The following is a 22188-nucleotide window of genomic DNA, read 5'->3' as shown; positions in this document are numbered from 1 at the left end:
GTGCTTTAGTCCAAAGTATCGACTTTCACCCGCAGGGTCATGTCATCCCGGCCCTGAGTCGCATAGCTGCGGGTCCTGGCCTGTTTGTCGGCCAGGTTCTGCTGGTTGACGCCGGCCAGCGTAATCCATTCGCCGAGGCGGCCTGTGACGGTTGTGTCGGTACTTTGCACGTTCACTACATCGGAACGTTCCTGGCTCACGCGGTCACGATTGGTGCTGATCGCCAAGTGAACGATTTCACCGGTGACGCTGGCGGTGACGTAGAAACCCTGAGTGACGTTGCGGTATTCGGTCTGGCTGCGCAAATCACCGTAAGAGTCGGTCTGCGCGCTCGTGAGCGGAACGCTCTGGCCAACCTGAATCAGTGCGGGTGTGCCTTCGCTGGCCTGAACCTGCTGGACTCCGCCGTCACGGCTGGCGGTGCTGCGATGGATGATTCGGGTCTGGTTCGGCTTGGCGCCGTTTACCGAGTAACCCTGATTGTCCTGGTAGTTGTTGTCACTGGTGTCGACGGTGATCAGCAGGCGCTTGGCGGCGACATCGAGTTGGGCGATCAGGGCTTTAAGTTCGTCGATCTTGCGTTGATCCGCGTTGACGATCAGCTGATTGCCATAAGCGCTGACCTGGCCTTCGTTGCCAATGAAATCCTGCGCCACGGACAGCAAGTCGGCGCTGGTGCGGAAGTTCAGGGGCACGATTTCGGTGGCGGCCATGGCTGAAAAACTGCAGGTCAGTAGCAGGGCGGTGAGCAGTGTGCGTAGGGACATATCCGTTATCTCCGACTTCTAATGCCTTGATAGTGCCAGTTTGTCGGCCCGGCGTGGCGCAAGTTGAATCGTAGACAGCAAAACGCCCCGGCATCCGAAAATGGCGGGGCGTTTTGTGGTGTTCTCTGTGGCGAGGGGGCTTGTCGGACCGCCGCACCGCCCCGTTGGGCTGCGCAGCAGCCGCGACCCAACGGGGGCAAGCCCCCTCGCCACAGGGTCTTACGCGGAGTGACGCACCATGTCCACATGCGGAATCCCGGCTTCCAGGAATTCCTCGCTGAGAATGTGAAAACCCAGGCGCTCATAGAACGCCGTTGCCTGCACCTGCGCACTGAGCATTTGCTGCTTCAGTCCACGCTTCTCGGCTTCACCAATCACCGCATGCATCAGTGCATCGCCGACCTTCAGGCCGCGCCAATCCTTGAGCACCGAAACCCGGCCGATGTGACCATCGGGCAACAAGCGGGCGGTGCCAATTGGAAAGTCGCCTTCGAAGGCCAGGAAATGCACCGCGGTGGCGTCATCGGCATCCCATTCCAGCTCAGGGGGAACAGATTGCTCGGCGATGAACACCGTCTCACGAATGCGCCGGATCTCGGCGATATCCTTCTGCCAGTCTGCGACACGTACGTGAATTTTATTCATCAGCAAACCCCAGGCTTCCTTGCTTGATCAGTTCGCACAGCAGGCCGCGACCGTCTTCGTCGGCCAGCCACTCGCCAAGGTTGTCGATGTGCAGCGCATCGGCGGCGCAGACCATTTTCAGCAGTTCGCGCAGCTTGCCCGGCAGATAACGACTCTGGCCGCTGGCGAACAGCAGCAGGTCGTCATCGACTTCGGACCATGCCAGGCGCGCGCTTGGGTTGCGGATCAAGACTGCACCTTGCTCAAGGCTGGCGAGCAGGTCGTCTTCCTCGATCTCTTCCGGGCCTACCACGAGCTCCGGATAGCGCGGCTCGGTCATGAACTGGCCGAACCAGGTCAGCAGCAAGCGTTCGTCGCTCATGTGCTCGGCCAGCAGGGCTTTGAGCCGATCAAGGGCGTCGTGCTGGATCTGGTGTGGATCCACTGCAGGCAGCGCGTCGGCGTCGGTGTAACGCTCTTCGTCCGTCAGGAACTGGCTGAGGAAGTCGGTGAAATGGGTCAGCACTTCAGCGGCGCTCGGCGCACGGAAACCGACGGAGTACGTCATGCAGTCATCGACCGCGACGCCGCAGTGGGCCAGGCGTGGTGGCAGATACAGCATGTCGCCCGGTTCCAGAACCCACTCATCGGTGGCTTCGAAGTCGGCGAGGATGCGCAGGTCTGCGTGTGGCAGCAGGGCGCTCTCGGAGTTGCACATCTGGCCGATTTTCCAGTTGCGCTTGCCGTGGCCTTGCAGCAGGAACACGTCGTAGTTATCAAAGTGCGGGCCGACGCTGCCACCTGGAGCGGCGAAGCTGATCATTACGTCGTCGACGCGCCAGCTTGGCAGAAATCGGAACTGTTCCAGCAGTTCGCTGACTTCAGGCACAAACTGATCGACCGCTTGAACCAGCAGGGTCCACTCGCGTTCCGGCAGTTTGCTGAATTCGTCTTCGGCAAACGGGCCGCGGCGCAATTCCCAAGGACGCTCGCCGTGCTCGATCACCAGGCGCGATTCGACTTCTTCTTCCAGTGCCAGACCGGCCAGTTCGTCGGCGTCGATCGGGCTTTCGAAATCAGGAATCGCCTGGCGGATCAGCAGCGGTTTTTTCTGCCAGTAGTCGCGCAGGAATTCACGCGCCGTGATGCCGCCCAGAAGTTGAAGAGGAATATCAGGATTCATGTGTAACCTATTGAAAAAAAGCACTTTTGAGACGGGAATAAAAACGCCCGGCGCGGCCGGGCGTTTCAAACATGTCCAGCGGTCAATCAGATGCGTTTGGCTTGCTCTACAGCGTTACCGATGTAGTTCGCCGGGGTGAGCAGTTTCAGCTCGGCCTTGGCGGCGGCAGGCATGTCCAGGCCATCGATGAAAGTTTGCAGCGCTTCTGGGCTGATGCCCTTGCCGCGCGTCAATTCTTTCAGTTTTTCGTACGGGTTTTCGATGTTGTAACGGCGCATCACGGTCTGTATCGGCTCGGCCAAAACTTCCCAGCATGCGTCCAGGTCAGCAGCGATTTTCTGAGCGTTGAGCTCAAGCTTGCTGATGCCTTTGAGGCTCGCTTCGTACGCGATCACGCTGTGGGCGAAGCCGACACCGAGGTTGCGCAGTACGGTAGAGTCGGTCAGGTCGCGCTGCCAGCGGGAGATTGGCAGCTTGCTCGCCAGGTGCTGGAACAGTGCGTTGGCGATGCCCAGGTTGCCTTCGGAGTTTTCGAAGTCGATCGGGTTGACCTTGTGCGGCATGGTCGACGAGCCGATTTCGCCAGCGATGGTGCGCTGTTTGAAATAACCCAGGGAGATGTAGCCCCAGATGTCGCGATCGAAGTCGATCAGGATGGTGTTGAAGCGCGCGATAGCGTCGAACAGCTCGGCAATGTAGTCGTGCGGTTCGATTTGCGTGGTGTACGGGTTGAAACCCAGACCCAGTTCGTCTTCGATGAAGGCGCGGGCGTTTTCTTCCCAGTCGATCTCAGGGTAGGCCGACAGGTGAGCGTTGTAGTTGCCAACAGCGCCGTTGATCTTGCCCAGCAGCGGAACGGCAGCGACCTGAGCGATTTGACGCTCCAGACGGTAAACCACGTTCGCCAACTCTTTGCCCAGGGTGGTCGGCGAAGCCGGCTGACCGTGGGTGCGCGACAGCATTGGCACGTCAGCGAAGCGGATGGCCAGTTCGCGGATGGCTTCGGCGGTTTGGCGCATCAGCGGCAGCATCACGTCATCACGGCCTTCGCGCAGCATCAGGGCGTGGGACAGGTTGTTGATGTCCTCGCTGGTGCAGGCAAAGTGGATGAATTCGCTGACGGCAGCCAGTTCCGGCAGTTTGGCCGCTTGCTCTTTGAGCAGGTATTCGATGGCTTTAACGTCGTGGTTGGTGGTGCGCTCGATCTCTTTGACGCGCTCGGCGTGTTCCAGAGAAAAGTTTTCCGCCAGGGTGTTCAGCACAGCGTTGGCTTCGGCGGAGAACGCCGGTACTTCGCTGATGGCAGAGTGAGCGGCCAGACGCTGGAGCCAGCGTACTTCAACCAGGACGCGAGCACGGATCAGACCGTATTCGCTGAAAATCGGGCGCAGGGCCTGGGTTTTGCCGGCGTAGCGGCCGTCAACAGGGGAAACCGCAGTGAGCGAAGAAAGCTGCATGGGGTGTTCTCGGACAGTCGGGCAACGAAATGGGGCGCGTATCATACATGAAAAAATCCGCCGGTCCGTTGCCAACTGACCGGCGTATTACGCGTAATGCAGAGTAAATAGTTGTCTGCGCGACTTATTCGTTACGCATCAAGGGGTAAAGCTCTTTCAGCAACTTGCGGCGGCTGATCACCAGCTGCCAGCGATGTCCGCCCAGCTGCCGCCACAGGCGGGCCGAGCGAATCCCGGCCAGCAACAGGGCGCGAATTTTCGAGGCATTGCTCGGCTGCTGCAGGTTGCGCATGTCGCCGTGGACCTGAATCCGTTGGCGCAAGGTGCTCAGGGTGTCCTGGTACAGCGCGCCGCATGCGGCGATCACGTTTTCATGGGCTGGGCCGAAGTGTTCGACCTGGGATTGGATCTGCGGCAAGCGCTTGCCAATCACCTCCAGCATGTCGCCGCGCTTGGCCAGCTGACGCTCCAGGCCCAGCATCGCCAGTGCGTAACGCAAGGGCTCCCGCTGAAGGGCGCTCGGGTCGCGTTCAAGTGCGCCGACCAGGGCGCGATAACCTTCGCGCAGATTGATGTCGTCACCGCCGTAGACTTCCAGCGTGTCCTTGGGGTCGCGAATCAGCAGGCTGCCGAGCATGCAGGTCAGGCCGGCTTCAGAGGTCTGGCCGCTCTTGGCAATCTTGTCGACGAGGACGGCGGCGAGAAACACGCCGCCCAGCGCTGTCAGTTGCTCCTGGGTCGGGCTCATTGTTGCTGGCCTTTGCTGGTCCATGGCTCGGCAATTTCAATCACGCCGCCACCCAGGCAGATTTCACCGTCATAGAACACCACGGACTGGCCTGGGGTGACCGCGCGTTGCGGGTCATCGAAGGTTGCGCGGTAGCCGGTGGCGGTTTTCTCCAGCGTGCACGGCTGATCGCTCTGGCGATAGCGGACCTTGGCGGTCAGCTTGCGCGGCTCGGTCAAATCAACCGGATTGACCCAATAGATGTCCGAAGCGAGCAGGGCGCGGGAGAACAGGTAAGGATGGTCATTGCCTTGGCCAACGATCAGCTCGTTGTGTTCCAGGTCCTTGATAAGCACGTACCACGGCTCGTCACTGGCGTCTTTCAAGCCGCCGATGCCCAGGCCCTGGCGCTGGCCGATGGTGTGGTACATCAAACCGTGGTGACGGCCGATCACTTCGCCTTCGGTGGTCTTGATCTCGCCGGGCTGCGCGGGCAGATACTGCTTGAGGAAGTCGCTGAAGCGGCGTTCGCCGATGAAGCAGATGCCGGTAGAGTCCTTTTTCTTCGCAGTCGCCAGCTCGTATTTCTCGGCAATCGCGCGCACTTCGGGCTTTTCCAGTTCGCCGACCGGGAACAGCGTCTTGGCGATCTGTTCGCCGCCAACGGCGTGCAGGAAGTAGCTCTGGTCTTTGTTCGCGTCCAGGCCCTTGAGCAATTCGGTGCGGCCATCGATATCGCGGCGGCGCACGTAGTGGCCGGTGGCGATCAGGTCGGCACCCAGCATCATGGCGTAGTCGAGGAACGCCTTGAACTTGATCTCGCGGTTGCACAGGATGTCCGGGTTTGGCGTGCGCCCGGCCTTGTATTCGGCCAGGAAGTGCTCGAACACGTTGTCCCAGTACTCGGCGGCGAAGTTGGCGGTATGCAGCTTGATACCAATTTTGTCGCACACGGCTTGAGCGTCCGCCAGGTCGTCCATGGCGGTGCAGTATTCCGTTCCATCGTCCTCTTCCCAGTTCTTCATGAACAGGCCTTCCACCTCGTAGCCCTGCTCGATCAGCAGGAGGGCGGAAACGGAAGAGTCCACGCCGCCGGACATGCCGACAATGACGCGCTTCTTTTGTGTGTCAGAAGGGGCTGGATCACGCATAGGGATTCAATGAGTGTCTTGAAAAAGGACGCGATTCTAACAGGCCGGAGCCCGCAAGGCTAAAGAGAAGGGCGGATCAATTCGAGACCGAAGTGTTTACCGTCCAGATAATCATCGATGCAGCGGATGATCAGCTCACTTCGCCAGTTTGCGCGCTGTTTCAGCAGTTCGTCACGCGTCAGCCACTTGGCGCCGACGATGCCGTCATCCAGCTGATAGTCCGGGTGGTGTTTGAGCGGTTTTGCGATGAAGCAGACCCGTTGGTAAGTCACGCCGTTGCTGGGGGCGGTGTAGAGATAAATGCCGACGACGCCGGTCGGCTCGACGTCCCAGCCGGTTTCTTCGAGGGTTTCGCGGATGGCGGCTTCGGTCAGCGTTTCGTCCGGGTCCAGGTGGCCGGCCGGTTGATTGAGTACAACGCGGCCGTGTTTGAGTTCTTCGACCATCAGGAAGCGACCGTTGTCTTCGACGATGGTGGCGACGGTGATGTGGGGTAGCCAATCCATGAAATGCCCTCAATTTTGATTGTTGAAACACGAGCCCTGTAGGAGCTGACTTGCCAGCGAAGGCGTCAGGTCAGTCAATAAAGCGGTTGAATGACAGACCGCTTTCGCTGGCAAGTCAGCTCCTACAGGGGCGGGTTGTTCACAAACAGAAACCCCGGCACGGGGCCGGGGTTTCTTTGCATCCTTACAACCTTAAACCAGCGCAGCAACTGCTGCGTTGAAGGTTGCGCTCGGGCGCATGGCCTTGCTGATCAGCTCGGCATCGGCGTGGTAGTAACCACCGATGTCCACTGGCTTGCCCTGAACGGCGTTGAGCTCGGCAACGATGGTTGCTTCGTTCTCGGTCAGGGTTTTGGCCAGAGTCGTGAACTGCGCTTGCAGTGCCGCGTCTTCAGTCTGGGCCGCCAGGGCTTGAGCCCAGTACAGCGCCAGGTAGAAGTGGCTGCCGCGGTTGTCGATGTTGCCGACTTTGCGCGATGGCGACTTGTTGTTGTCCAGGAACTGGCCGGTGGCCTGGTCCAGGGTCTTGGCCAGAACCAGCGCCTTAGGGTTGTTGTAGGTCACACCCAAGTGCTCAAGGGAAGCGGCCAGGGCCAGGAACTCGCCCAGGGAATCCCAGCGCAGGAAGTTTTCTTCCAGCAGTTGTTGAACATGCTTCGGTGCCGAACCGCCAGCGCCGGTTTCGAACAGACCGCCGCCATTCATCAACGGAACGATCGACAGCATCTTGGCGCTGGTGCCCAGTTCCATGATCGGGAACAGGTCAGTCAGGTAGTCGCGCAATACGTTGCCGGTCACCGAAATGGTGTCCTTGCCTTCGCGAGTGCGGTCCAGGGTGAACTTCATCGCGTCGACTGGTGCCATGATCTGGATGTCCAGGCCGGACGTGTCGTGATCCTTCAGGTAAGCCTGAACTTTCTCGATCACTACGCCGTCGTGAGCGCGCATCGGGTCCAGCCAGAAAATCGCTGGCGTGCTGCTTGCGCGAGCGCGGTTGACGGCCAGTTTGACCCAGTCCTGGATCGGCGCGTCTTTGGTCTGGCACATGCGGAAGATGTCGCCGGCTTCAACCGATTGCTCCAGCAGCAGGGTGCCTTTGCTGTCGGTAACGCGGACAACGCCGTTGGCCTTGATCTGGAAAGTCTTGTCGTGCGAACCGTACTCTTCGGCTTTCTTCGCCATCAGGCCAACGTTTGGCACGCTGCCCATGGTGGTTGGGTCGAAAGCGCCGTTTGCCTTGCAGTCTTCGATGACCGCCTGGTAGATGGTCGCGTAGCAGCGATCCGGGATGACCGCCTTGGTGTCGTGCAGCTGGCCGTCGGTGCCCCACATTTTGCCGGAGTCACGGATCATTGCCGGCATCGAGGCGTCGACGATGACGTCGCTCGGCACGTGCAGGTTGGTGATGCCTTTGTCGGAGTTGACCATGGCCAGCGACGGACGAGCGGCGTAGACCGCCTGAATGTCGGCTTCGATGGCAGCTTGCTGTTCAGCCGGCAGGGCTTTGATGCGAGCGTACAGGTCGCCGATGCCGTTGTTCAGGTTGAAGCCGATCTGTGCCAGCACGTCAGCGTGCTTGGCCAGTGCGTCTTTATAGAACTCGGCAACGATCTGGCCGAACATGATCGGGTCGGAGACCTTCATCATGGTGGCTTTGAGGTGAACCGACAGCAGCACGCCTTTGGCTTTGGCGTCTTCGATCTCGGCAGCGATGAAGCTGCGCAGAGCGTTTTTGCTCATGACCGCGCAATCGAGGATCTCACCGGCCTGTACGGTGGTTTTTTCTTTCAGGACGGTGGTAGTGCCGTCTTGAGCGATCAGTTCGATTTTGACGGCGTCAGCGGCTTCGATCAGGGCAGCTTTTTCGCTGCCGTAGAAATCACCGGTGCTCATGTGCGCGACGTGAGACTTGGAGTCCGCAGCCCAGGCGCCCATTTTGTGCGGGTGCTTGCGCGCGTAGTTCTTGACCGACAGCGGTGCACGACGATCGGAGTTGCCTTCGCGCAGAACCGGGTTCACGGCGCTGCCCTTGATCTTGTCGTAGCGCGACTTGGCGAGCTTGTCGGCGTCGCTGGTCACGGTTTCCGGGTAGTCAGGAAGTGCGAAACCCTGGGCTTGCAGTTCTTTGATTGCCGCTTGCAGCTGCGGAACAGAGGCGCTGATGTTTGGCAGCTTGATGATGTTGGCTTCAGGCGTAACGGCCAGGTCGCCCAGTTCGGCAAGGTGGTCGGCTACGGCTTTGTCACCCAGTTGCTCGGGGAAGCTGGCCAGAATGCGTCCTGCAAGAGAGATATCGCGGGTTTCAACGGCGATATCAGCCGAGGCGGTGAACGCCTCTACGATAGGCAACAGTGAATAGGTGGCGAGGGCTGGGGCTTCGTCGGTGAAGGTATAGATGATCTTCGAGCGGGTGGGCATATTCGGATTAACTCTCTCTTCTTTGCTAAAGCGTGCGCAGAAACTCGAGGGGCGCCGGGTAAGCGCGTTCGTTCAAAGTCATCCATGAGCCGAATATCGAGATTTCGTTGCTGTGATGTTGGGTGCATCAGTAGGGCGTCAAGCGTTCGGGCTGCGGTAACAGACCGGCTTTTCCGGCGGAAAGGCTCATCATAGAGCCGTCCAGCTTCGTGACCCTTTAGTCAGCGGCGGCATTATACATAGGTAGCTGGCAATCTGCCGATGGTTCATGCATGACAATTCTCGTCCATTGGTCTAAAGGTCGCAGGGGCGAGTGGGGCGTAGAGTCATTCGTCGTGCTTGAGTTTGGCGCTTTTCCCTTTGCTTTCAGGCTTGTAGCCCGCGAGTCATGCAGCTTTGCGGCAGATGGATGGAACATAGGGTTTGCGCGCCGATTTAACTGAGTTACGCTCGAACGAAGCCAGATGTTCAATCCAAACAATGGAGTTCAGCATGGGATACAAGAAGATTCAGGTTCCAGCCGTCGGCGACAAAATCACCGTCAATGCGGACCATTCTCTCAATGTTCCTAACAACCCGATCATTCCCTTCATCGAAGGCGATGGTATTGGCGTTGATATCAGCCCGGTCATGATCAAGGTTGTCGATGCTGCTGTTAAGAAGGCTTACGGCGGCGAGCGCAAAATTTCCTGGATGGAAGTCTACGCCGGGGAGAAAGCGACTCAGGTTTACGATCAGGACACCTGGCTACCTCAGGAAACCCTGGACGCGGTCAAGGATTACGTGGTTTCCATCAAGGGCCCTCTGACCACCCCGGTCGGTGGCGGCATTCGTTCCCTGAACGTGGCCCTGCGTCAGCAACTCGACCTTTATGTGTGCCTGCGCCCTGTGCGCTGGTTCGAAGGCGTGCCTAGCCCGGTGAAAAAGCCAGGCGACGTCGACATGACGATCTTCCGTGAGAACTCGGAAGACATCTACGCCGGTATCGAGTGGAAAGCCGGTTCGCCGGAAGCGACCAAAGTCATCAAGTTCCTCAAAGATGAAATGGGTGTCACCAAGATCCGTTTCGACGAAAACTGCGGTATCGGCATTAAGCCGGTTTCGCTGCAAGGCACCAAGCGTCTGGCGCGCAAGGCCCTGCAGTATGTGGTCGACAACGATCGCGACTCGCTGACCATCGTGCACAAAGGCAACATCATGAAGTTCACCGAAGGTGCCTTCAAGGAATGGGCCTACGAAGTGGCCGCTGAAGAGTTCGGCGCGACCCTGCTCGACGGTGGTCCGTGGATGCAGTTCAAGAACCCGAAAACCGGCAAGAATGTCATCGTCAAGGATGCCATCGCCGACGCCATGCTCCAGCAGATCCTGCTGCGCCCGGCCGAGTACGATGTAATCGCGACCCTGAACCTGAACGGCGACTACCTCTCCGACGCCCTGGCGGCGGAAGTGGGCGGTATCGGTATCGCACCGGGTGCCAACCTGTCTGACACCATTGCCATGTTCGAAGCGACCCATGGTACTGCGCCGAAGTACGCCGGCAAGGATCAGGTCAACCCGGGTTCACTGATTCTGTCTGCTGAAATGATGCTGCGCCACATGGGCTGGACCGAAGCGGCGGATCTGATCATCAAGGGCACCAACGGCGCGATCTCCGCCAAGACCGTGACCTATGACTTCGAACGTTTGATGGAAGGGGCGACGCTGCTGTCTTCGTCTGCGTTTGGTGATGCGCTGATCTCGCATATGTAAGCGAATCGGCACTAAAAAAACCGCCTTCGGGCGGTTTTTTCATGACTGGATGCTGATGGCGTCAGTTCGATACCGTCTCCTGCTTGGTGGCGGGAGCGACAGGTTCGCTCATTAACGGGGCTGCACCGATCTTCACGGCGTGCAATCCCTTGGGGCCTTGAACGATCTCGAAGCTGACGATTTGTCCAGCCTTGAGCGTTTTGTAGCCGTCCATTTCGATGGCCGAATAGTGGGCAAAGAAATCGATGTCCTTGCCATCCTCGTCACGTCCTTCTCTGGCGTCGGTGTTAATGAAACCGAATCCCTTGGCATTGTTGAACCATTTCACCTTGCCGACTGACATGCTCATATCCCTCTGCAACAGACTCCATCACTGGAGTATCATCCAGTACATCCGCAGCCGGTCTCTATAATTACTATTGACTCTGCGGACCTTTTTTACCCACTGTGGGCTCTATTGGTTGTAACACCGTTTTTCCGATAGTCAAGGTGACCGGGCGGTCAGTGTTGAAATCGTCCATAGCCGCCCCCACCACTGTATTAGCACAACTGACGAACCTTTCTTTCCATGCATGCAATCAGCCAGATTCGACTAACATTCAATCAGGATCGCCCGACTCTCCAGAAAGATCGCCCGGAGGAACACGACGACGATTCCGCAGGCATTGCTGTTCAGGAGGCGAAGCCTGCGTTACAGGCACCGCCGATGTACAAGGTGGTTTTGTTCAACGATGACTACACACCGATGGATTTCGTCGTCGAAGTGCTCGAGGTGTTTTTTAACCTGAATCGCGAGCTGGCGACCAAGGTCATGCTGGCCGTCCATACAGAAGGACGGGCAGTATGTGGAGTGTTTACCCGCGACATTGCCGAGACAAAGGCCATGCAGGTCAACCAGTACGCCAGGGAAAGCCAGCATCCGCTACTCTGTGAAATCGAGAAGGACGGTTAATCGCCGACCACTTGGGTATGAGGTGAAGCTATGTTAAACCGCGAGCTCGAAGTCACCCTCAATCTAGCCTTCAAGGAGGCTCGTTCGAAGCGTCATGAGTTCATGACCGTCGAACATCTCCTGCTGGCCCTATTGGACAATGAGGCTGCCGCCACCGTTTTGCGTGCCTGCGGCGCAAACCTCGACAAACTCAAGCATGACCTGCAGGAGTTCATCGACTCCACCACGCCATTGATCCCCGTTCATGATGAGGATCGCGAAACCCAGCCAACCCTGGGCTTCCAGCGTGTACTGCAGCGTGCTGTTTTCCACGTACAGAGCTCGGGCAAGCGTGAAGTGACTGGCGCCAACGTGCTGGTCGCCATTTTCAGTGAGCAAGAGAGTCAGGCAGTGTTCCTGCTGAAACAGCAGAGCGTTGCGCGCATTGATGTCGTCAACTACATCGCTCATGGCATTTCCAAAGTGCCTGGGCATGGCGATCACTCTGAAGGTGAGCAAGATATGCAGGACGACGAGGGCGGTGAGTCTTCTTCTTCTGGCAATCCTCTGGATGCTTATGCCAGCAACCTCAACGAACTCGCGCGCCAGGGTCGAATCGATCCATTGGTAGGCCGTGAGCTTGAAGTCGAACGCGTTGCGCAGATTCTGGCGCGTCGCCGCAAAAACAATCCGCTGCTGGTGGGCGAGGCGGGCGTGGGTAAAACCGCGATTGCCGAAGGCCTGGCCAAACGCATTGTCGACAACCAGGTGCCGGACCTGCTGGCCAACAGCGTGGTGTACTCCCTCGACTTGGGCGCGTTGCTGGCCGGGACCAAATACCGTGGCGATTTCGAGAAGCGCTTCAAGGCGCTGCTCAATGAGCTGAAAAAACGTCCGCAGGCGATCCTGTTCATCGACGAAATCCACACCATTATCGGTGCGGGTGCCGCGTCAGGTGGCGTCATGGATGCGTCGAACCTGCTCAAGCCGCTACTGTCCTCGGGTGATATCCGTTGCATCGGTTCGACCACGTTCCAGGAATTTCGCGGGATCTTCGAGAAGGACCGTGCCTTGGCCCGGCGCTTCCAGAAGGTCGATGTGTCGGAGCCTTCGGTGGAAGACACCATTGGCATCCTGCGCGGCCTGAAAGGTCGTTTCGAAGCGCACCACAACATCGAATACAGTGATGAGGCGTTGCGTGCGGCTGCTGAGCTGGCTTCGCGTTACATCAATGACCGGCACATGCCGGACAAGGCCATCGACGTCATCGACGAGGCGGGCGCCTATCAGCGTCTGCAACCGATCGAGAAGCGCGTAAAACGCATCGAAGTGCCTCAAGTCGAGGACATCGTTGCGAAAATCGCGCGGATTCCGCCTAAGCACGTCACCAGTTCCGACAAAGAACTGCTGCGTAACCTTGAGCGTGACCTGAAGCTGACCGTATTTGGCCAGGATGCCGCCATCGACTCGTTGTCGACGGCGATCAAACTGTCCCGTGCCGGCCTCAAATCGCCTGACAAGCCTGTCGGTTCATTCCTGTTCGCAGGGCCGACCGGTGTCGGTAAAACCGAAGCGGCGCGTCAGCTGGCCAAGGCGTTGGGCATCGAGCTGGTTCGCTTCGACATGTCCGAATACATGGAGCGCCACACCGTATCGCGTCTGATCGGTGCGCCTCCAGGTTACGTCGGGTTCGATCAGGGCGGTCTGCTGACCGAAGCCATCACCAAGCAGCCTCACTGCGTGCTGTTGCTCGATGAAATCGAGAAGGCGCATCCGGAAGTCTTCAACCTGCTGCTGCAGGTCATGGACCACGGTACGCTGACCGATAACAACGGGCGCAAAGCGGATTTCCGTAACGTGATCGTCATCATGACGACCAACGCCGGTGCCGAAACAGCGGCGCGTGCTTCGATCGGTTTCACCCATCAGGACCACTCGTCCGATGCGATGGAAGTGATCAAGAAGAGCTTCACGCCAGAGTTCCGCAACCGTCTGGACACCATTATCCAGTTTGGTCGCCTCAGCCATGAGGTCATCAAAAGCGTGGTGGACAAGTTCCTCACCGAGCTTCAGGCGCAGCTGGAAGACAAGCGCGTGCAGCTGGAAGTGACGGACGCAGCGCGCAGCTGGCTGGCAGCGGGTGGCTACGACACGGCAATGGGTGCGCGTCCAATGGCGCGTTTGATCCAGGACAAGATCAAGCGTCCACTGGCCGAAGAGATCCTCTTTGGCGAACTGGCCGACCATGGCGGTGTGGTGCATATCGATCTGAAGGACGGCGAGCTGACCTTCGAGTTCGAGACCACGGCTGAAATGGCCTGACGTTAAATCGCGACAAAGCAAAAGGCGTCGAGAGGCGCCTTTTTGCTGTCTGGAGAACACCCTGGATCAACTGTAGGAGCTGGCTTGCCTGCGATAGCTATGGATCTGGCGGCATTGATGCAAGACATGCCGACGCCTTCGCTGGCAAGCCAGCTCCTACATGGGGTCGGCGTGCTGCATCAAATCGCAGGCAAACAAAAACGCCCGGCAGAGCCGGGCGTTTTGTATTGACTTGATTAGCGAGCGCGGTAAGTGATGCGCCCTTTGCTCAAGTCATAGGGCGTCAGCTCGACGCGCACTTTGTCACCGGTAAGAATACGGATGTAGTTCTTGCGCATCTTGCCGGAGATATGCGCGGTTACGACGTGCCCATTTTCCAACTCCACACGAAACATGGTGTTGGGCAGGGTGTCGACGACAGTGCCTTCCATTTCGAAGCTGTCTTCTTTCGACATGCAGTAAAGCCCTCGGTGTCCAATGAATGGCCCGGTGCAACTGCGCCAGGCAAAAGCGGCGTGCATTGTGCCCGAAAAATGGGGTTTAAGCCAAGGGGTTCTAGTTCAGGATGACCCAGCGTTGATTAATCAGCAGCTCGATAGGCCGATATTGGGTCTTGTAGCTCATTTTTTTGCAGTTTTTGATCCAGTAGCCGAGGTAGACGGCGTCCAGTCCGAGGCGGCGTGTCTCGCCGATCTGCCAGAGAATTGCGTAACGCCCCAGGCTGCGGCGTTCTTCCTCGGGTTCGTAAAAGGTATACACCGCCGACAGACCATTTGGCAGTAAGTCGGTGACGGCCACCGCCAGCAGCCGCCCCTCGAGACGAAATTCGTAAAAGCGCGAGAACGGCAGGTCGCGCACCAGGAAGGTCGAGAACTGATCGCGACTCGGCGGGTACATGTCGCCATCGGCGTGACGCTGTTCGATATAGCGCTGATAGAGGCCGAAATATTCTTCGGTGAACTGTGCTCTGGCCGGGCGAATCTGTAGGTCGGCATTGCGTTTGAAAATGCGTTTTTGTTGGCGGTTGGGGGTAAATTGCGCCACAGGGATGCGCGCCGGCACGCACGCATTGCAGTTCTGGCAATGTGGCCGGTAAAGATGATCGCCACTGCGACGAAAACCCATTTCAGACAAATCTGCGTAGACATGCACATCCATGGGCTGGCTAGGGTCGAGGAACAGGGTTGTAGCCTGTTCATCTGGCAGATAGCTGCAAGAGTGGGGCTGAGTGGCATAGAACTTCAAACGCGCCAACTCGGTCATGATCAACCCTCGGGATAAGCTTTGATTGGGGGCGTTCATTCTCAATGAGTTTCACCGCCGCGAAACTCGTTGAGAGCGCTCCCTAAGTGTAAGCCACGCGCGCAAAAGTCGCTCAGCAAACCCAGGTTGCGCGATTGGGTTGATCCAGATGCTGCGTCAGGTAGCCAGCAAATTCGCGGCGGGGAATCGCCCGTGCGCCGAGGCTGTGCAGATGATCGGTCGGCATCTGGCAGTCGATCAGCACAAAACCCGAGTCTTTCAGATGTCGCACCAGTGTGGCAAAGCCATATTTGGACGCATTGTCGGCGCGGCTGAACATGGACTCACCAAAAAACAGCTGACCCATGGCCAGGCCGTAGAGTCCGCCAACCAGCTCGTCCTGATCCCAGACTTCCACCGAATGCGCGTGACCACGCCTGTGCAGTTCTATGTAAGCGTCCTGCATGGCCTGGGTGATCCAGGTGCCGTCGGCGTAATCGCGCGGTGCAGCGCAGGCGCGGATGACGGCGGCGAAATCCTGATCGAAGGTCACTTGATAGCGCTGTTGGCGCAGTAATTTCGCCAGGCTGCGGGAAACATGCAGTTCGTCGGGAAACAGCACCGTGCGCGGATCCGGCGACCACCAGAGAATCGGCTGGCCTTCGGAGAACCACGGGAAGCAACCATGGCGATAGGCCTGAATCAGACGATCGGCAGACAGATCGCCGCCCGCAGCCAGCAGCCCGTTGGGGTCGCGCATGGCTTTTTCCAGCGGGGGGAAGGTCAGGGTATTGCGTTGTAACCAAGTCAGCATGGCATCCGGGCTTGCAGAAGGGGAGGGCGGTGGCGGGCTGATGGGCCCGCCGTAAAGTGTGCCGTTAAACGCCGGGAATGTCGTCGAGGTATTTCTCGGCGTCCAGCGCGGCCATGCAACCGGCCCCGGCCGACGTGACGGCTTGGCGGTAAACATGATCGGCAACATCGCCGGCGGCAAACACGCCGGGGATCGCGGTGGCGGTGGCGTCGCCTTCGTTGCCGCTTTTGACCCGCAGATAGCCATCGCGCATGGCCAGCTGATCGACAAATAGATCGGTATTGGGTTTGTGGCCGATGGCGATGAACACCCCGGCCAGCGCCAATTCACGGGTTTCGCCAGTCAGGCTGTCGCGCAGGCGAGCGCCGGACACGCCGCTGGTATCGCCCAGCACTTCATCCAGATTCTGATTCCAGTGCAGGCGAATATTGCCGTTGGCCGCCTTTTCGAACAGTTTGTCCTGGAGGATCTTTTCCGAGCGCAACTTATCGCGACGGTGAATCAGATGGACTTCCTTAGCGATGTTCGACAGGTACAAGGCTTCTTCAACAGCGGTATTGCCGCCACCAACCACTGCCACCACCTGATTGCGGTAAAAGAAGCCGTCGCAGGTGGCGCAGGCTGAAACGCCCTTGCCGGCGAACTTCTCTTCCGAGGGCAGTCCCAGATATTGCGCCGAAGCGCCGGTGGCGATAATCAGGGCGTCACAGGTGTAGGTGCCGCCGTCGCCGATGAGTTCGAATGGGCGTTGTTGCAACTTGGCGGTATGGATGTGGTCGTAAACGATCTCTGTGTCAAAGCGTTCGGCGTGTCTTTGCATGCGTTCCATCAGCACCGGGCCGGTGAGGCCTTCGACGTCGCCGGGCCAGTTGTCGACTTCGATGGTGGTGGTGAGCTGGCCACCTGCTTGTATGCCGGTAATGACAACGGGTTTGAGGTTGGCGCGGGCGGCATAAACGGCTGCGCTGTAACCGGCAGGGCCGGAACCCAGAATGATCAGGCGTGAATGCTTCGCTTCGCTCATAAAAACACCTCATAAGCCTTTGTCACGAAAGAGAATGCATGCTCAAATTGACCGCACGTCAGGGTGCTTTTGGCTATGCTATACCCAGTGCCTCAAGCATGGCGTCGGACGGACAAACCCGTACAATGCCTGCGTGCAAGGGGGGTTGTAACAAAATAAGCAGTGCACGCCGTGTTTATAAAACACTGGATGCAGTGTTAAAAGTAGTCCCGGTTGCGCCTGTTAACTTTTTTACCTGCCTGGATTGGGCAGTTTTTTATAGTCATTCAACAGATGGACGCGCCCCAGGCGCAGGAAAAGTAACGTTTTGAAGAAATCCACCGCAGCACCCAAAACAGTTGTTCCGCTCTGGCGCCAGCATTTGCACTACCGGCTCAAGGAAGGTGCATTGATCGCTATTGGCGCCTTGTGCCTGTTCCTGATGATGGCCTTGTTGACTTACGGCAAGGACGATCCGGGCTGGAGCCATAACAGCAAGATTGATGACGTGCAGAATTTCGGCGGCCCGGCCGGTTCTTACAGTGCCGATATCCTGTTCATGGTGCTGGGCTACTTCGCCTACATTTTCCCGTTGTTGCTCGCGGTCAAGGTCTATCAGATCTTCCGTCAGCGCCACGAACCCTGGCAGTGGAGCGGCTGGCTGTTCTCCTGGCGCCTGATTGGCCTGGTGTTTCTGGTACTGTCGGGTGCTGCGCTGGCGCACATCCATTTCCATGCCGCCACGGGTCTGCCGGCAGGTGCCGGTGGTGCGTTGGGTGAAAGCCTCGGCGATCTGGCCAGGAACGCGCTGAACATCCAGGGCAGCACACTGCTGTTCATAGCGCTGTTCCTGTTCGGCCTGACGGTGTTTACCGACCTGTCGTGGTTCAAGGTGATGGACCTCACCGGCAAGATCACCCTCGACTTGTTCGAACTGTTCCAGGGCGCGGCTAATCGCTGGTGGGCGGCCCGTAACGAACGCAAGCAACTGGTGGCGCAACTGCGTGAAGTCGACGATCGCGTGAATGAGGTGGTCGCGCCAACCGTCACCGACAAACGCGAGCAGGCCAAGGTCAAGGAGCGCCTGATCGAACGTGAGCAAGCCCTGAGCAAGCACATGTCGGAACGCGAGAAGCAGGTGCCGCCGGTCATTGCACCAGCGCCGCCGAAACCGGCTGCACCGAGCCAGCGAGTGGAAAAAGAGAAACAGACGCCGTTGTTCGTCGACAGCGCCGTGGAAGGCACCTTGCCACCGATCTCGATTCTTGACCCCGCGGAAAAGAAACAACTCAATTACTCGCCCGAATCCCTGGCTGCGGTTGGCCATTTGCTGGAAATCAAGCTCAAGGAATTTGGCGTCGAAGTCTCGGTGGATTCGATTCACCCAGGCCCGGTGATTACCCGTTACGAAATTCAGCCGGCCGCAGGCGTGAAGGTCAGCCGCATCTCCAACCTGGCGAAAGACCTGGCGCGTTCCCTGGCCGTGACCAGCGTGCGTGTGGTTGAAGTGATTCCGGGCAAGACTACCGTCGGTATCGAGATTCCGAACGAAGACCGGCAGATCGTGCGCTTCTCCGAAGTGCTGTCGACCCCCGAGTACGACAACTTCAAGTCGCCGGTCACCCTGGCCCTCGGTCACGACATCGGCGGCAAGCCGGTCATCACCGACCTGGCAAAAATGCCGCACTTGCTGGTGGCCGGTACCACCGGTTCCGGTAAGTCGGTGGGCGTGAACGCGATGATCCTGTCGATCCTGTTCAAGTCTGGCCCGGAAGACGCCAAGCTGATCATGATCGACCCGAAAATGCTTGAACTGTCGATCTACGAAGGCATTCCGCACCTGCTGTGCCCGGTCGTGACCGATATGAAGGACGCGGCCAACGCACTGCGCTGGAGCGTGGCGGAGATGGAGCGTCGCTACAAACTGATGGCGAAGATGGGCGTGCGTAACCTGTCCGGCTTCAACGCCAAGGTCAAGGAAGCCCAGGATGCCGGCACGCCGCTGACCGATCCGTTGTACAAGCGCGAAAGCATTCACGACGAAGCACCGCTGCTGACCAAGCTGCCGACCATCGTCGTGGTTGTCGACGAATTCGCCGACATGATGATGATCGTCGGCAAGAAGGTTGAAGAACTGATCGCCCGTATCGCCCAAAAGGCCCGAGCTGCCGGTATCCACTTGATCCTCGCCACCCAGCGTCCGTCGGTGGACGTGATCACCGGTCTGATCAAGGCCAACATTCCGACGCGTATGGCGTTCCAGGTATCGAGCAAGATCGACTCCCGGACCATCATCGATCAGGGCGGCGCCGAGCAGCTGCTGGGTCACGGTGACATGCTCTACATGCCGCCGGGCACCAGTCTGCCGATTCGTGTTCACGGCGCGTTCGTGTCCGATGACGAGGTTCACCGCGTGGTGGAGGCCTGGAAACTGCGCGGCGCGCCGGAATACAACGACGACATCCTCGCCGGTGTCGAAGAAGCCGGCAGCGGCTTCGAGAATGGCGGTGGTGGTGGCGATGATGATGCCGAAACCGATGCGCTTTACGACGAAGCGGTGCAGTTCGTCCTGGAAAGCCGTCGTGCGTCCATCTCTGCGGTTCAGCGCAAACTGAAAATCGGCTACAACCGCGCCGCACGCATGATCGAAGCCATGGAAATGGCCGGGGTCGTGACGTCCATGAACACCAACGGTTCGCGTGAAGTCCTGGCCCCGGGCCCGGTGCGCGACTGATTTGAATCGCCTCCTTAAATTGAAAAGCGAGTGGTGCACACGCGCCGCCCGATCCCCCACGAATGTTATGAGGACTCCCATGCGTCTTATCCGCATGCTGTTGCTGCCGGTACTGGCTTTGACCACGCTCCAGGCTAACGCCGATGACAAGGACGTGGCGCGCCTGACCCAATTGCTGGAAAAATCCCAGACATTGACTGCCCGTTTCTCCCAGCTGACCCTCGATGGCAGCGGCACCCAGTTGCAGGAAACCGCTGGTGAAATGTCGTTGCAGCGTCCGGGCCTGTTCTACTGGCACACCAATGCACCGGCTGAACAAACCATGGTCTCTGACGGCAAGAAAGTGACCCTGTGGGACCCGGATCTGGAACAGGCCACGATCAAGAAACTCGATCAACGCCTGACCCAGACGCCTGCACTGCTGTTGTCCGGTGACGTGTCCAAGATCAGCCAGAGCTTCGACATCAGCGCCAAGGAAGCCGGCGGCGTGATCGACTTCACCTTGAAGCCCAAGACCAAGGACACCCTGTTCGACAGTCTGCGCCTGTCGTTCCGCAATGGCTTGGTCAACGACATGCAGATGATCGACAGTGTCGGCCAGCGCACCAATATTCTGTTCACTGGCGTGAAGGCCAACGAGCCGATCCCGGCCTCCAAATTCAAGTTCGACATCCCCAAGGGTGCCGATGTAATCCAGGAATAACGCTGCTTAAACTGTGGGAGCGAGCCTGCTCGCGAAGAGGGAGTGTCAGTCGCCATCAATGTTGTCTGACCCACCGCTTTCGCGAGCAGGCTCGCTCCCACAGGGTTCTTCGGTGTTCAAGTTATTGGCTGATAGTCAGTGAGGTTTCGCAAGTAGTGATGGACCTGTTTCGTAGCGCCCCGATAGCTCAGCCCTTGGCCGCCCGCTTGCGTGCGGCCAATCTGGATGAGTACGTCGGCCAGGAACACCTGCTCGCTCGCGGCAAGCCATTGCGCGAAGCCCTGGAGCAGGGTGCCCTGCATTCGATGATTTTCTGGGGGCCGCCGGGCGTGGGCAAAACCACCCTGGCGCGGTTGCTGGCGGAAGTCTCGGATGCGCACTTTGAAACGGTCTCTGCCGTGCTGGCCGGCGTGAAGGAAATCCGTCAGGCGGTGGAAATCGCCAAGCAACAGGCCGGGCAGTACGGTAGGCGCACCATTTTGTTTGTTGATGAAGTGCACCGCTTCAACAAGTCCCAGCAGGATGCTTTCCTGCCGTACGTTGAAGACGGCACGCTGATTTTCATCGGCGCGACCACCGAAAACCCCTCATTCGAACTCAATAACGCTTTGCTCTCCCGGGCCCGCGTCTATGTACTCAAAAGCCTCGACGAAGCAGCCCTGCGCAAGTTGGTGCATCGCGCACTGACCGAAGAACGTGGCCTGGGCAAGCGGCAGCTTACCCTCAGCGATGAAGGTTTCCAGATGCTGCTGTCCGCCGCCGATGGCGATGGCCGGCGGCTGCTGAATTTGCTGGAAAACGCCTCGGACCTGGCCGAAGACAACAGCGAGATCGGCGTCGATCTGCTGCAAAGTCTGCTCGGTGATACCCGCCGACGTTTCGACAAGGGCGGAGAAGCGTTTTACGACCAGATTTCCGCGCTGCATAAATCCGTACGCGGTTCCAACCCCGACGGCGCGTTGTATTGGTTTGCACGGATGATAGACGGCGGTTGCGATCCGCTGTATCTGGCCCGGCGCGTGGTGCGCATGGCCAGCGAAGACATCGGTAATGCCGACCCGCGCGCCCTGAGCCTGTGCCTGGCAGCGTGGGAGGTGCAAGAGCGCCTGGGCAGCCCCGAAGGTGAGTTGGCGGTGGCCCAAGCCATCACGTATCTGGCCTGCGCGCCGAAAAGTAACGCGGTGTACATGGGCTTCAAGGCGGCGATGCGCAGCGCCACCGAACACGGTTCGCTGGAAGTGCCGCTGCACCTGCGTAACGCTCCGACCAAACTGATGAAGCAACTCGGTTACGGCGACGAATACCGTTACGCCCATGATGAGCCGGATGCCTACGCCGCTGGCGAAGACTACTTCCCGGAAGAACTCGAACCGCAGCCGTTCTATCAGCCGGTGCCACGCGGCCTGGAGTTAAAGATTGGCGAGAAGCTCAATCACCTCGCCCAGCTTGACCGTTTAAGTCCCCGGCAGCGGAGAAAATAGTGATTCCATTGGTCATCGCGGTGTCCATCGGCGGTGTCGCCGGCACGCTGTTGCGGTTCGCGACCGGCAACTGGATCAACGCTAATTGGCCGCGGCACTTCTATACGGCTACGCTGGCCGTTAATATCGTGGGCTGTTTGCTGATCGGCGTTCTATACGGTCTGTTTTTGATACGCCCGGAAGTGCCGTTTGAGGTGCGCGCCGGGTTGATCGTCGGCTTCCTCGGAGGGCTGACGACTTTTTCATCCTTTTCACTGGATACGGTGCGCTTGCTGGAAAGCGGGCAAGTGCCGCTGGCTTTGGGCTATGCGACGCTCAGCGTATTCGGCGGGCTACTTGCCACCTGGGCCGGCCTGTCCTTGACCAAACTTTGATA

General features: G+C 58.6%; 21 protein-coding genes. 8 read left to right on the top strand and 13 right to left on the bottom strand.

The features are described 5' to 3' along the window. Nucleotides 1-5 precede the first annotated feature (5 nt). The 8 genes from ACWGZX_RS03180 to ACWGZX_RS03145 form a co-directional block, all read right to left on the bottom strand. Nucleotides 6-767 (bottom strand): secretin N-terminal domain-containing protein, encoded by a 762-nt coding sequence (locus ACWGZX_RS03180; RefSeq protein WP_452627264.1) that lies wholly within the window; start codon nt 765-767, stop codon nt 6-8. A gap of 219 nt (nt 768-986) precedes the next feature. After that, nucleotides 987-1412 carry a GNAT family N-acetyltransferase gene (locus tag ACWGZX_RS03175; protein ID WP_452627263.1) on the bottom strand — a complete coding sequence of 142 codons (426 nt, stop codon included), beginning with the start codon at nt 1410-1412 and terminating at the stop codon, nt 987-989. After that, nucleotides 1405-2574 (bottom strand): ribosomal protein uL16 3-hydroxylase, encoded by a 1170-nt coding sequence (locus ACWGZX_RS03170; RefSeq protein WP_452627262.1) that lies wholly within the window; start codon nt 2572-2574, stop codon nt 1405-1407. The genes ACWGZX_RS03175 and ACWGZX_RS03170 overlap by 8 nt, the downstream gene beginning before the upstream one ends. An 86-nt stretch (nt 2575-2660) precedes the next feature. Then, complete coding sequence (gene purB / locus ACWGZX_RS03165) at nt 2661-4031, bottom strand: adenylosuccinate lyase (protein ID WP_150778306.1); 1371 nt, start codon at nt 4029-4031, stop codon at nt 2661-2663. A 124-nt stretch (nt 4032-4155) separates the two neighbouring features. Beyond that, entirely contained in the window at nt 4156-4779 is a 624-nt protein-coding gene (hflD, locus tag ACWGZX_RS03160) for a high frequency lysogenization protein HflD (RefSeq protein ID WP_223518249.1), read from the bottom strand. Next, on the bottom strand, nt 4776-5909 hold the full coding sequence (mnmA, locus tag ACWGZX_RS03155; RefSeq protein WP_140667766.1) for a tRNA 2-thiouridine(34) synthase MnmA: 1134 nt from the start codon (nt 5907-5909) through the stop codon (nt 4776-4778). The genes hflD and mnmA overlap by 4 nt, the downstream gene beginning before the upstream one ends. Before the next feature lie 59 nt (nt 5910-5968). Then, entirely contained in the window at nt 5969-6415 is a 447-nt protein-coding gene (locus ACWGZX_RS03150) for an NUDIX hydrolase (protein ID WP_452627261.1), read from the bottom strand. 192 nt (nt 6416-6607) lie between these two features. Next, nucleotides 6608-8833 (bottom strand): NADP-dependent isocitrate dehydrogenase, encoded by a 2226-nt coding sequence (locus ACWGZX_RS03145; protein WP_452627260.1) that lies wholly within the window; start codon nt 8831-8833, stop codon nt 6608-6610. Between the two features lie 492 nt (nt 8834-9325). Between ACWGZX_RS03145 and icd the strand changes: the two genes are divergently transcribed. Beyond that, complete coding sequence (gene icd / locus ACWGZX_RS03140; RefSeq protein WP_150766769.1) at nt 9326-10582, top strand: NADP-dependent isocitrate dehydrogenase; 1257 nt, start codon at nt 9326-9328, stop codon at nt 10580-10582. A gap of 61 nt (nt 10583-10643) precedes the next feature. On the opposite strand, the gene ACWGZX_RS03135 is transcribed toward icd, so the two are convergent. Beyond that, a complete protein-coding gene (locus tag ACWGZX_RS03135; protein ID WP_452627259.1) occupies nt 10644-10925 on the bottom strand; it encodes a cold shock domain-containing protein in 282 nt (93 codons plus the stop codon). Nucleotides 10926-11150: 225 nt separating this feature from the next. Here ACWGZX_RS03135 and clpS point away from each other — a divergent pair, with 225 nt between their 5' ends. Together clpS and clpA are read left to right on the top strand one after the other, a co-directional pair. Continuing rightward, nucleotides 11151-11534 carry an ATP-dependent Clp protease adapter ClpS gene (gene clpS / locus ACWGZX_RS03130; RefSeq protein WP_020799529.1) on the top strand — a complete coding sequence of 128 codons (384 nt, stop codon included), beginning with the start codon at nt 11151-11153 and terminating at the stop codon, nt 11532-11534. A gap of 30 nt (nt 11535-11564) precedes the next feature. Continuing rightward, nucleotides 11565-13835, top strand: a complete 2271-nt coding sequence (gene clpA / locus ACWGZX_RS03125) for an ATP-dependent Clp protease ATP-binding subunit ClpA (protein WP_046032479.1) — start codon at nt 11565-11567, stop codon at nt 13833-13835. Nucleotides 13836-14071: 236 nt separating this feature from the next. On the opposite strand, the gene infA is transcribed toward clpA, so the two are convergent. From infA to trxB, 4 genes are all read right to left on the bottom strand, one after another. Next, nucleotides 14072-14290: a translation initiation factor IF-1 gene (gene infA / locus ACWGZX_RS03120; RefSeq protein WP_002553999.1), complete on the bottom strand. Its 219-nt coding sequence runs from the start codon at nt 14288-14290 to the stop codon at nt 14072-14074. A 100-nt stretch (nt 14291-14390) separates the two neighbouring features. After that, complete coding sequence (locus ACWGZX_RS03115) at nt 14391-15098, bottom strand: arginyltransferase (protein WP_452627258.1); 708 nt, start codon at nt 15096-15098, stop codon at nt 14391-14393. 112 nt (nt 15099-15210) lie between these two features. Then, nucleotides 15211-15891 carry a leucyl/phenylalanyl-tRNA--protein transferase gene (aat, locus tag ACWGZX_RS03110; RefSeq protein ID WP_452627257.1) on the bottom strand — a complete coding sequence of 227 codons (681 nt, stop codon included), beginning with the start codon at nt 15889-15891 and terminating at the stop codon, nt 15211-15213. A 64-nt stretch (nt 15892-15955) separates the two neighbouring features. Further along, nucleotides 15956-16915, bottom strand: coding sequence for a thioredoxin-disulfide reductase (gene trxB / locus ACWGZX_RS03105; RefSeq protein WP_452627256.1), 960 nt, complete (start codon nt 16913-16915; stop codon nt 15956-15958). 38 nt (nt 16916-16953) lie between these two features. Between trxB and ACWGZX_RS03100 the strand changes: the two genes are divergently transcribed. The 5 genes from ACWGZX_RS03100 (at nt 16954) to crcB (ending at nt 22186) form a co-directional block, all read left to right on the top strand. Beyond that, nucleotides 16954-17226 carry a hypothetical protein gene (locus tag ACWGZX_RS03100; RefSeq protein ID WP_452627255.1) on the top strand — a complete coding sequence of 91 codons (273 nt, stop codon included), beginning with the start codon at nt 16954-16956 and terminating at the stop codon, nt 17224-17226. Continuing rightward, a complete protein-coding gene (locus tag ACWGZX_RS03095; RefSeq protein ID WP_223518294.1) occupies nt 17223-19628 on the top strand; it encodes a DNA translocase FtsK in 2406 nt (801 codons plus the stop codon). The genes ACWGZX_RS03100 and ACWGZX_RS03095 overlap by 4 nt, the downstream gene beginning before the upstream one ends. 79 nt (nt 19629-19707) lie before the next feature. Beyond that, entirely contained in the window at nt 19708-20331 is a 624-nt protein-coding gene (lolA, locus tag ACWGZX_RS03090; protein WP_223518296.1) for an outer membrane lipoprotein chaperone LolA, read from the top strand. A 158-nt stretch (nt 20332-20489) separates the two neighbouring features. Beyond that, nucleotides 20490-21812 carry a replication-associated recombination protein A gene (locus tag ACWGZX_RS03085; RefSeq protein WP_111448954.1) on the top strand — a complete coding sequence of 441 codons (1323 nt, stop codon included), beginning with the start codon at nt 20490-20492 and terminating at the stop codon, nt 21810-21812. Further along, the gene (gene crcB, locus ACWGZX_RS03080; protein ID WP_223518297.1) at nt 21812-22186 is read left to right on the top strand and encodes a fluoride efflux transporter CrcB; all 375 of its coding nucleotides are present in this window, start codon (nt 21812-21814) and stop codon (nt 22184-22186) included. The genes ACWGZX_RS03085 and crcB overlap by 1 nt, the downstream gene beginning before the upstream one ends. Nucleotides 22187-22188: the final 2 nt, after the last annotated feature.

This window comes from Pseudomonas sp. CLCA07, from assembly GCF_053615335.1.
The sequence above is the reverse complement of the archived record's forward strand: the minus strand, read 5'-3'. Positions and strand labels throughout refer to the sequence as shown.